Below are 10,273 nucleotides of genomic sequence, written 5' to 3'. Positions count from 1 at the left end.
GGAGCGCGGTACCGTGCCATGGGTCAAGCCATGGGGCAGCGCAAAAGCAGGCCTTGGCCTGCCGAGGAATGCGTCCACGGGGCGCAGCTATTCCGGCATCAATATCCTCATCCTGTGGGGCGCCGTCATCGAGCGCGGCTATCCCAGCCAGAATTGGCTGACCTTCCGGCAGGCGCTTGCCCTGGGCGGCAATGTCAGGAAAGGCGAGCGCGGCACGACCATCGTGCATGCCGACCGCTTTGTCCCCAAGGACGAGAAGGAGCGCGCACGCCACGAGGGCGATGCACCACAGGCCGTGCCTTTTCTGAAGCGCTTCACCGTCTTCAATGTCGCGCAGTGCGACAATCTTCCGGAACCCCTCCATGCCCCCGCCGAGCCGCTGCCTCAGTGCGAGATCGTGCCGCAGGCCGAAACCCTGATTCGCGCCAGCGGTGCGGGTTTCAGGGTCGGCGGCGATCGCGCTTTCTACATGCCGGGCAGCGACCACATTCAGGTGCCGCCGCAGCCAGCGTTCCACCAGCAGATCGACTATTACCGGACCTGCTTTCACGAGCTTGGCCACTGGACCGGCCACCCGACGCGGCTTGCTCGCGACCTCTCCGGCTCGTTCGGCTCCAAGGCTTACGCGCGTGAAGAATTGGTCGCCGAAATCACTGCCGCCTTCGTCTGCAGCAATCTCGGCATCGAGCCGACCGTGCGTCACGCCGATTACATCGGCTCATGGCTGAAGGTGCTGCGCGAGGACAACCGCGCTATATTCCGTGCCGCCAGCCTCGCTTCGAAGGCCGCCGATTTCCTGCTTGGCCTTCAGGCCGATGCCGAAGGCGAGGCGCAAGAAGGGATTGCGGCATGACGATGCACCATGCTCAACTGGCCGACACCGCAAAGCGAGCAGATGCCCATTTCTGACGGCGCCGGAACTCACCGGCCCGATGCTGAACTATGCCGATCTGCATCGCCAAGGTGCGCCCCGAGCCGCAGCGCGCAGCCAACGAGACAGTGACTGCCAGCCTTGCCGGCTGCAAGGCTGACGCCGCATTCGGCAAATGCGGCACAAGCTGTTGGCCCTGCTCGGATCACCGGACCGAGAATAGCGTGGTGGCCGGCGGCAATCGCGACCCCTTGCTGCCGCCGGCATGTTCGCGCGCAAGGTGGGCGCTCTGCGACGACAATCTCGTGCGCGTCGTGGGCATATGGTGGCAACCGGACGATGGCTTTTCGATCGCTTGCGCGACGAGGAAATCGCCGATTCGATGCTCACCGAGATCGGCTTCAAGCATGTCGCCGACAGCAATTTCGCCTGGAAGGTCGAGTCCCAAACCGAGACTACCCTGGCGTCGAGAATGGCCGCTTCAGGTTGAGACATGGCTGCCGCGCTGGGTGAAATTCCCGGCCGAAAGCTACACCAGCCGCGAGGCTTCCTATTCGCCGATCTGTGCGCAAGGAAGCAGTCGCTGTTCGTGCGCGAATAGTCGATCACGGCCCGAGCGGCGTTTTCTCGAGTACTGCCGCTGAGGACGCGCGCGCCGCTCCGGGCCGCGCCGGCTCCGATTGATCGTCTTGCCGAGCCAGTGCCGCGTGCGATAAATTCCAACGCCAATTCGCCCCCATTTCGGCAGCCCCGCACCGCCCCGGATTGCTTGCTGAGGCGCCAGGCGCATGGCGCCAATTGTACATCCGATTGCCGAGAGAGCCCGCGCCGCCGGCCCCCCGCATATTGCCGCCTGCTCGTTGTGCCCCCGATCGCGCAACCTGTCTCCATTGTGTCTCAGGGACCATTCCCCTGCGCCTGGCTTGACGACCTATGGGCGGATCCGGCCGGCCCGAAACCCTCGCCGGCAGCTTTTTTCCCCGCCGCCTGCGGCGGCTTCCTCGCGCCGCTTCGCTTCAAAAAAACTCCCCGCTCGGGTCCTCCGCTATCGCTGCGGCCGTGCCGGTTCCGGCGGTCCGGACGCGCCCATCACGGTCCGCCATCGCAGGGGAATGGTCCCCTGCGAGCACCAAGAGGAGACTGAAAATGACCGCAATCGGATACGTCACCAAACAGGAAAACGGCGGCTACAAGGGCCAGCTCAAGACGCTCAGCGTCCGCGCCGACATCGACATCGTGCCCAATCAGGCAAAGAGCGCCGACACCCATCCGGACTACCGGGTGCTGACGCAAGGGGTCGAAGTGGGTGCGGCCTGGATCCGCACCGGCGAGACCTCCGGCAAGGACTATGTGAGCCTGTCGATTGCGGCCCCCGAGTTTGGCCCGCGCAAGCTCTACGCCAATCTGGGCCGCGCCGCCGGCCAGGATGACGACGACACTTACGCCATCATCTGGAACCCGGTCGACTGACCGGCCGACCCGCAAAGCCCTGCGCCGCCAACCGGCGCAGGGCCTCTCTCAGGACCCGTGAGGCCGCCGAAGGGGCGGCGAAAACTCGCCCCCCACTCTTCGCCCGTCCCCAAAACGATCTCGCTCGCCGATCCTCGCCTCGCTTGCCCGTAACGAACCGAGGATCATCATGGACGACGAAAACGAACGCGCAGCCCGCGCCAAGAAGGGCAGTCCGTTTCTCAACACCGCGCAGGCGGCCTTCTATATCGGGCTGTCCCAGCGCACGCTGGAGAAGATGCGCCTCAAAGGCGGTGGCCCACAATTCCGCAAGCACGGCCGTTATGTCCGCTATCACATCGACGAACTCGACGACTGGTCGAAGGGGCACGCGCCGGAGACCGCGCCCGAGGATGGCGCGCACGAATCCGGCTCGGCCGGTGAGGGAGGCCGCTCATGAGCCGGCGTCCCACCATCCGTCTGATCGGCAGCCATCTGCGGCGCATTCGAGCCCGCAAGACGATCGTCGTTGCCACAATCGGCCTTGGCCTGATCGGCTTCGCCGCCTTCGGCAAACCATCGCCCTGGCTGGTCTGGAACGCCTCGGCGAGTGCGCCGGTCGGCCTCTATCGCGTCGCATCCAGATCGCCCGCTCGTGGTGATCTCGTACTCGTCCGCCCACCAAGACCGGTCGCCGATCTCGCCGCCGAACGCTTCTATCTGCCCAGCAACGTGCCGCTGATCAAGCGCCTTGCGGCGCTGCCCGGCGAGCATGTCTGCACCTTCGGCGACGCCATCATCATCGGCGGCGAGATAGCCGCGCGCCGGCTTGCAACCGACACGCAGCACCGTCCGCTGCCTTGGTGGAATGCATGCCGAAAACTCGCCGCCGACGAGGTTTTCCTGCTCGGCAGCGATAAAGATCGCTCGTTCGACAGCCGCTATTTCGGGCCGGTGCCGACCGAAAACATCATCGGGAGGCTCGTGCCGCTATGGACCGAGTGACCCTCCTTATGCTGAGCATGGCGTGTCTCGCACCATGCTCCTGTTCCGCCGCGACCAACACGAAGCCGGTCGTCATCTCCCATAGTCCGCAGCTTGCAAGATGGCAGCCCTTCGTAGCCGAAGCAAGCCGGCGTTTCAGCATTCCACAAACCTGGATTTATGCCGTCATGGATGCCGAAAGCCGGGGGCAGACGACGCTCAATGGGCGGCCGGTCACGTCGAGCGCCGGCGCCATTGGCCTCATGCAGGTGATGCCAGGCACCTACGAGGAGTTGCGCGCAGAGCTTGGCCTGGGAGCCGCCCCGCACGACCCTCGCGACAACATTCTGGCAGGCACTGCCTATCTGCGCGCCATGTATGACCGCTTCGGATTTCCAGGCCTGTTTGCAGCCTATAACGCCGGGCCGGAGCGCTACGAGCAGCATTTGCAGCGCGGGCGACCGCTGCCCAGCGAGACGGTTTCGTATCTGGAAGAGATCAAGGCGGCGGGCATTTCGGCCGGCGATATGGACGCGCTCACCGGCAAATCCCGTTCCAAAAGCGCGCCGGGCATCCCGTCCGGGCAGTCGCTGTTTTTTCTCCGAAACGGTGTTTCCGTGACCGGCCCGAATGGCCAACTCCTGGTGCCGCTCGGATCGGAGCGAGCAAGATCAGGCCGGCCGGATCGCAGGTGAGGGCAGCGGCTAGCGTGGTTCGGGCGGGGGCCAGGGGGGCATGTGCGCGGAAGGCAAGATAAAGGCAGCGCCTCCTGGAGGCGGCGAAGTGTTTGTCTGCACATCGTTTTCCCAGGAGGTTGCCTCCGGGTCCAGGAGGGTCTGGCGGGCAAGCCTCTGAAATTGCTGCTGGCTCATCGGAGGCCGCATGCAGGATGACGAATTCACGCCGAAGCTCGGCAAAATTGGCTCGCGCGGCTCGAAGGCGGGCAAACGCTACGCTGGCCAGGTGCAGGCCGCGGTCAACCGAGCAGGCGGCAGGAGCGGACGCGGCAGCCGCTTCATCGGAAGCCGGGTGGGGCGCGGCGGGGCCGCTGCCGCCGTTCTTAGAGCGCGCGACCGCCACGCGGCGTTTCGGCAGCGGCGCGCAGTCGTCAAGGCACGCATCGTCAAGCTGGCCGGCAAGGGAGTCGACGGGGCTCGTGCGCACCTCCGCTACCTCCAGCGCGACGGCGTCACCCGAGAAGGCGAGCGTGGCGAGCTCTACGCTGCCGACAATGACCACGCGGACGGCAGGGCCTTTCTCGATCGCGCGAACGGTGACCGTCATCAGTTCCGCTTCATCGTCGCCCCTGAAGACGGAATCGAGTATGATGACCTGAAGCCGCTCACCCGGCGCCTCATGGCGCAAATGGAAGAAGACCTCGGCACCAGGCTAGACTGGGTGGCCGTCGACCATTTCAACACCGGCCATCCTCACACCCACATCATCGTGCGCGGCAGGGATGATCACGGCGAAAACCTCGTCATAGCGCGGGACTACATCTCCTCTGGCTTGCGCGAGCGCGCAGCCGAACTGGTTAGCCTCGACCTTGGCCCGCGCACCGACCGCGAGATCAAGCAGCGCTTGCGCCAGGAGATGGATCAGGAACGCTTCACCAGCATCGACCGGCAGCTGATGCGCATGCGCGACGATGAGGGGTGTGTCTCACCGGCCAGCCGAGACACCTTTCGCCAGACGCTGCACCAGGGCCGCCTGCGCAAGCTCGAGCGGATGGGCCTCGCCGAGGAGATGCCTGCCGGTCGCTGGCGCCTGGAGGATGAGCTCGAAGCTACGCTACGCCGCATCGGCGCGCGCGGCGACATCGTCAAGACCATCCATCGCGAGCTGACCGGCAAGGGGCTCGTCCGCAGTGCCGCCGACCATCTTATCCACGATCGATGCGACGGGTCGGCTCAAACCGTGGTCGGACGTGTCGTCGGGCGCGGGCTGGCCGACGAAATCACTGACCGCCATTACCTCGTCGTCGACGGCGTGGACGGCAAAAGCCACTATTTTGATATCGGCAAAGGCGAGGCCACCCAACCGACACCAGAGGGCTGCATAGTGCGGGTCAGGCCGAGGGACACCGGGCCAAGAAAAGTCGACCGCACAATTGCCGGCATCGCCACGGTCAACGACGGGCGCTACAGCATCGATATCCATCTCAAGCATGACCCCTCGGCCACCGAACGCTTTGCCGAAACGCACGTGCGACGACTGGAGGCGATCCGCCGTGCGACCGGTGGCGTCGAGCGCGAGCCGGACGGCACATGGACAGTCGCGCCCGACCATCTCAACCGCGTCGCGGATTACGAGTGTCAGCGAGCGAGGGCCCAGCCTGTTGTCGTCGACAAGCTCTCATCAATGCCGCTGGAGAGCCAAGTAGGCTTCGACGGCGCCACCTGGATCGACCAGGAGCTGGTATCAGCCCACCCTGAGTCCTTGCGCGACTCTGGCTTCGGTCGCGAAGTACGTCAGGTCCAGGCCCGCCGACAGCAGTGGCTGATCGCGCAAGGTCTGGCCCATGATGCGCAGGATCGGGTCATCTATCGCGCCAACATGCTTTCGATGCTGCGGCAACGAGAGCTGAACCGTGTTGCCAGTCAGCTCTCGGACGAACTCGGGCTCTCGTATTCTGAAGCGCAGCATGGCAATCGAATAGACGGTACGCTGCGCTGCTGCGTCGAGCTCGCCGGCGGAAAATACGGTGTCATCGAGAAATCGCGCGAGTTCACGCTGGTGCCTTGGCGGCCGGTGCTTGAGCATCATATCGGCAAGGAGGTGTCTGGCGTGGTGCGCGCCGAGGGGATTTCCTGGACGATCGGACGCCAGAGGAGCGGGCCCGGCGTTTCGTGAACTGGCTACAATTTATTTGTCCGCGTTGAAACAGGTACTCAGCCCAGACGGAGTTCCTCCGCCTGCTGCTTGCTCGCAGCATTCATTTGGCGGAGAGTCAGTGTTCTGCATTTTGTAGTTCGCTCCGTCAAAAAGCGCTGGGAATATGCATCATGTTCTGCGTTCACACGGAAGGCGCGCCGACAGGTGCTGCGGATCGGCTCCCGATGGCTGCCAGCTAGAAAGGTGGGCTGACTCGTGACAGCGCAAGGGGCTCTGGCGGCCGCGGTACGGCGACGCGAGCTCTGGCATCGAGGATGAAGCGCACTTCCCGATCTTATTCTACTCGCAGGACCGGCAGACGCGGCGGTCGCCCGTGCGAGCAACCATGCTGTTGGCCCTGGCGTGAACTGGCAGTCCGTCCCGGGAGGACTTTGTAACGGAGAAAACTAGGCGGAAAGAGGCGCGCGGCCCCTCTCCCCAGCAACCCGCCTTGCGGATTCCTCCTCTGCCCCGCTTCGCAGACGGGATACCCTCCGCCCCCTTGCTATTCGTTGCCCGCCGCTATGCAAAGGACAGGCGACCTGAATCCGTGCTCAAGCCGATCTGGCGGCAGAGAGGGGGGTCTCGGGCTGAACATGGACCCGTGATGGACATAATTGCCACGCGAATCCTCATGCTCGCCTAACCGGCCGGAACGATTTGCAATCCGGGCAGGCTCAACAAATTAAGGAGTAGCTCGTTCCGTGTCCAAGCCCAGACAAGTCTTGGTTTTCTCACGGGCGCGATACAAAAGGCACAGGCTGGACTTGGCTGCCGGGGGCGGGGCTTGTCGACCGCTCGATTGAAAGTGAGATGCGAGGCGGAGAATCACCCATGTGCAGAGCGGCAAGGCGCTCGCCTATGTCCCTGTCATTCACCGTTAGTCGATGGTTTAGACGAATATAGTCCGTCCATGTCGGCGTGCGGAATGTCTCGGTCCAAAGCGTCGACTTCTGAAGGTCGCGCTGGAGGGTCCAGTCCCGCGCACCGGCGCGGCTCTGAACGCGCCGCCTTTCGCGCATGCAGCTCAGAAATTCATCGATACTCTCCTCGAGTATCGAGTACTCCATCTTGATCACGATCGGACCGCTCCTGGGCTTCAAAGGGAGGGCCAGTTCTGGTGGCCTGAAGTCGACGGCCGCTTGATCCGATTCCTCCCATAGCCGCACCGGCAATAGCTTTCCCACAGCCGCGACCAGCAACAGTGCCGCTGCAGCACCTTCCAAAGCCCACGTCAGCGAATAGTACTGCGCGACAGCACCCCAGATCCAGCTACCCGCTGCCATGCCGCCGTAGGTCAGGGCGTAATAGATGGACAGAGTGCGACCAACGACCCACCTTGGGCTTGCCAACTGCACACACACGTCGGTTCCGGTCCAGGTGACAACCCAGCCAGCGCCACCGATTGCAAGCGCGATCGCCGCCACAGCCACCGACGATGTGAGGGCCATCAAAAGGCAGCACGTTGCGCAAGCAACGGATGCGAGCGTGATCAATCGGTTCTGGGACGTGATGCGTCTCAAGTAGCTGCTGCCAATGCCGGCGATGAAGGCGCCTGTGCCGAAGCCGGCCAATAGCACGCCGTACACAATTGGCCCTCCCGCCAGCTGGTCGCGAACCAGGAGGGGGAGCAAAGCAAGGATCGAGATGCTTGATAGCCCGAACAGGGTTGCACGCACGATCGCCACTCTGATCTCTGAGGATATCGCCGTGAATCGCATGCCATCATGAATGGCCGTAGTCATCCGCTCGCGCGGAAGAGGCGAAGAGCGAACTTGCCACTGTGAGCGCAAAACAGCGCTCAACGGGACCAGGTCACTTAGCGCAGCGAGGGCGAAAGCCGTAAGGGGGCCCAGCAAAGCTAAGATTACACCGCCCAGCGCCGGTCCTATGCTCCGAACCACGTTGTACCCCACCGACATCAGCGTCACTGCAGCGGGTATGTCGCGCTTTTCCAGGATATCGCCGACCGAGGCGTGCCAGGCTGGATCGTTCAAGGCAAAGCCGCATCCGGCCAAGAAACTCAGTCCCAGGATCAGCCATGGACTAGCAAAGCCCAGTCCCACAGAGAGTGCCAGCGCCGTGGATGCCAGTGCGATCAGGCAGTGTCCGGCAAGCATCACGCCACGGCGGCTGAAGCTGTCTGCAATGGCTCCAGCAAGGATCGACAAGAAGAACGCGGGCAGTGTCGATGCAGCCTGTACGAGCGCAACCATCAGATCGGAGGCTGAAATCGTGGCCATGAGCCAGCTTATAGCCACGCTCTGCACCAGCCAGCCAAGGCTGGATATCTGCGTGGCTGTCCAGATAGAACGAAAGACCGGGTTGTGAAGAGGGATCAGTGTGTTTGCCGCAAAGCGCGGAGGATCTTGACGCCGCATCACTTCTCACCTCCATTGGGTGTCGTTCTTCCGCTCATTTGCTTACAGCGCTCTGTGCACTGACTGCGTCACAACGAAGTTCCGAGATCGCGCTCGCAACAAGGACAATGTGGCATCCACGGTGCTGATGCGCGTTGAGGTACCAACCTGGCCGTTAGCTGATGGGTCCCGCAGCCCGCTTGGTGCGGTCAGTTCTGCCCTGCGACTCTTGGCTTTGGACGGTGCTAGCGCCCCGATGGCCGGCTTGTCAAACTGCCGTAGTGCCAGCACATCCATCCCATCTGTTGACCGCGATCTCCGACGAGGTTGAGCATCAGCAGGTCAACGGCAAAATCTGGGTATTTCCGCTTCCGGTCGGGCGCGTGGCCATCGTCCAGAAACCCGAAGACGTTCATCACCCATGCGACCACGCGCCCGAGACGATGCGACACGGCGGTAGCGGTTCACCAGAGGACGTGCGTTCTACTCAGCAGGAACATTGTTCTGCCGATCGTCGGCTGCGCCAGCCGCCACATAAAGCGGCGCCAGAGTCTTGCACCCGTCATTGGACTCCCGCTTTGCAGGTTTCGCCTAGGGCCTGCATCAGGTCATCGATAATGTCCTGAGGATGTTCAAGCCCTACAGAAATTCGCAGCAATCCACCTGGCGCTTTGGACTTCGCACCTTCAACGGATGCGCGATGCTCAATCAGAGAATGCGTCCCGCCAAGGCTTGTCGCCCGGACAACAATCTTCAGGCGGCCGGCCACGGCCATTGCAGCATCGGCTCCGCCCTCGACGATAAAGGATAGCATCGCTCCGTAATGGCTCATTTGCCGCGTAGCAAGATCGTGTCCCGGATCAGTTTGCAGACCAGGAAAGAGCACTTTTTCGACGCGCGGATGAGACGCCAGGGCCTCGGCCACTTTCTGGGCGCCTTCGCAATGGGCGCGCATGCGGACCGGCAATGTCTGCAGGCCCCGCAACGCCAGCCAACAGTCGAAGGGCGCTGCGACGCTGCCCTTGTGTTTCTGGACCATCCGCAATGGGCGACCGAGGGGTGACGCGTTTGGGACAATGACGACACCGGCCATCAAATCCGAGTGGCCGCCAATGTACTTTGTCGCCGAGTGCATCACCGCGTCTGCCCCGATTTCGAGTGGCAGTTGAAGCACTGGGGTAGCCCACGTATTGTCCACCACCGCCAAGGCGTTTGCCTCGTGCGCGATTGCGCAGATGGCCGCAATGTCGACAACGCGGATCATCGGGTTTGACGGCGTCTCGATCCAGACGAGGCCAGTCCGCTTCGATGTCACCGCGGCGCGCAAAGCGTCCAAATCGCGCATGTCGACTGGGGCAAAGTCGAAGCGAGACCCAATGTCGGTCTCTTCGATCAGCGAACGAATGCCGAAATACATGTCATCCGGCAGAACGATCCGACCCGCCGACGGATGGCTCTCGAAAACTGCAGCGATTGCGGCCATGCCCGAAGCGAAGGCGATGCCGTCTTCCCCTCCCTCAAGCGTCGCCATGGCCGCCTCGAACGCATTGCGTGTAGGATTTCCATCCCTTGTGTATTCGAAGCCGGACGGAAATGACCCGTTGACACCGCGTTCGAACGTCGTGCTGGTGTGCAGCGGCATGGATACGGCCCCCGTGGACGCGTCGACCCCTCGGCCGCAGTGGATCGCCTTCGTCTCAAAACGCATCGGTTATTTCCTTCCTAACGGGCAGTT

9 protein-coding genes are annotated in these 10,273 nt (G+C 63.1%); 7 read left to right on the top strand and 2 right to left on the bottom strand.

Features of this window, described 5'->3' with window-relative positions:
* From NKH03_RS22815 to rlxS, 7 genes are all read left to right on the top strand, one after another.
* Positions 1-853: ArdC family protein (locus tag NKH03_RS22815; RefSeq protein ID WP_352970635.1), on the top strand; the 853-nt coding region annotated here is incomplete at its 5' end.
* 283 nt (positions 854-1,136) lie between these two features.
* On the top strand, positions 1,137-1,361 hold the full coding sequence (locus tag NKH03_RS22810; protein WP_155923851.1) for a hypothetical protein: 225 nt from the start codon (positions 1,137-1,139) through the stop codon (positions 1,359-1,361).
* Positions 1,362-2,017: 656 nt separating this feature from the next.
* Entirely contained in the window at positions 2,018-2,341 is a 324-nt protein-coding gene (locus NKH03_RS22805) for a DUF736 domain-containing protein (protein WP_023735798.1), read from the top strand.
* Positions 2,342-2,510: 169 nt separating this feature from the next.
* Positions 2,511-2,780 carry a helix-turn-helix transcriptional regulator gene (locus NKH03_RS22800; protein ID WP_023740428.1) on the top strand — a complete coding sequence of 90 codons (270 nt, stop codon included), beginning with the start codon at positions 2,511-2,513 and terminating at the stop codon, positions 2,778-2,780.
* Positions 2,777-3,325: a signal peptidase I gene (gene lepB / locus NKH03_RS22795; RefSeq protein ID WP_352538340.1), complete on the top strand. Its 549-nt coding sequence runs from the start codon at positions 2,777-2,779 to the stop codon at positions 3,323-3,325. The genes NKH03_RS22800 and lepB overlap by 4 nt, the downstream gene beginning before the upstream one ends.
* Positions 3,313-3,999 (top strand): lytic transglycosylase domain-containing protein, encoded by a 687-nt coding sequence (locus tag NKH03_RS22790; protein WP_352708053.1) that lies wholly within the window; start codon positions 3,313-3,315, stop codon positions 3,997-3,999. The genes lepB and NKH03_RS22790 overlap by 13 nt, the downstream gene beginning before the upstream one ends.
* Positions 4,000-4,186: 187 nt before the next feature.
* Entirely contained in the window at positions 4,187-6,157 is a 1,971-nt protein-coding gene (gene rlxS / locus NKH03_RS22785) for a relaxase/mobilization nuclease RlxS (RefSeq protein WP_352970634.1), read from the top strand.
* A gap of 755 nt (positions 6,158-6,912) precedes the next feature.
* Here the strand turns inward: rlxS and NKH03_RS22780 are convergent.
* Complete coding sequence (locus tag NKH03_RS22780) at positions 6,913-8,559, bottom strand: MFS transporter (protein ID WP_352441151.1); 1,647 nt, start codon at positions 8,557-8,559, stop codon at positions 6,913-6,915.
* Between the two features lie 541 nt (positions 8,560-9,100).
* Positions 9,101-10,246, bottom strand: coding sequence for a trans-sulfuration enzyme family protein (locus NKH03_RS22775; protein ID WP_023740430.1), 1,146 nt, complete (start codon positions 10,244-10,246; stop codon positions 9,101-9,103).
* Positions 10,247-10,273 lie beyond the last annotated feature (27 nt).

Origin of the sequence: Mesorhizobium sp. M1406, assembly GCF_040317555.1 — a bacterium.
Classification (GTDB): domain Bacteria; phylum Pseudomonadota; class Alphaproteobacteria; order Rhizobiales; family Rhizobiaceae; genus Mesorhizobium.
The sequence above is the reverse complement of the archived record's forward strand: the minus strand, read 5'-3'. Positions and strand labels throughout refer to the sequence as shown.

Excerpts from the sequence above, each read along its gene's own strand:
- NKH03_RS22790 (WP_352708053.1), top strand. The coding sequence starts at position 3,313 with ATGGACCGAGTGACCCTCCTTATGCTGAGCATGGCGTGTCTCGCACCA.
- NKH03_RS22805 (WP_023735798.1), top strand. The coding sequence starts at position 2,018 with ATGACCGCAATCGGATACGTCACCAAACAGGAAAACGGCGGCTACAAG.
- lepB (WP_352538340.1), top strand. The coding sequence starts at position 2,777 with ATGAGCCGGCGTCCCACCATCCGTCTGATCGGCAGCCATCTGCGGCGC.
- NKH03_RS22810 (WP_155923851.1), top strand. The coding sequence starts at position 1,137 with ATGTTCGCGCGCAAGGTGGGCGCTCTGCGACGACAATCTCGTGCGCGT.
- NKH03_RS22800 (WP_023740428.1), top strand. The coding sequence starts at position 2,511 with ATGGACGACGAAAACGAACGCGCAGCCCGCGCCAAGAAGGGCAGTCCG.
- NKH03_RS22775 (WP_023740430.1), bottom strand. The coding sequence starts at position 10,246 with ATGCGTTTTGAGACGAAGGCGATCCACTGCGGCCGAGGGGTCGACGCG.
- NKH03_RS22780 (WP_352441151.1), bottom strand. The coding sequence starts at position 8,559 with ATGCGGCGTCAAGATCCTCCGCGCTTTGCGGCAAACACACTGATCCCT.
- rlxS (WP_352970634.1), top strand. The coding sequence starts at position 4,187 with ATGCAGGATGACGAATTCACGCCGAAGCTCGGCAAAATTGGCTCGCGC.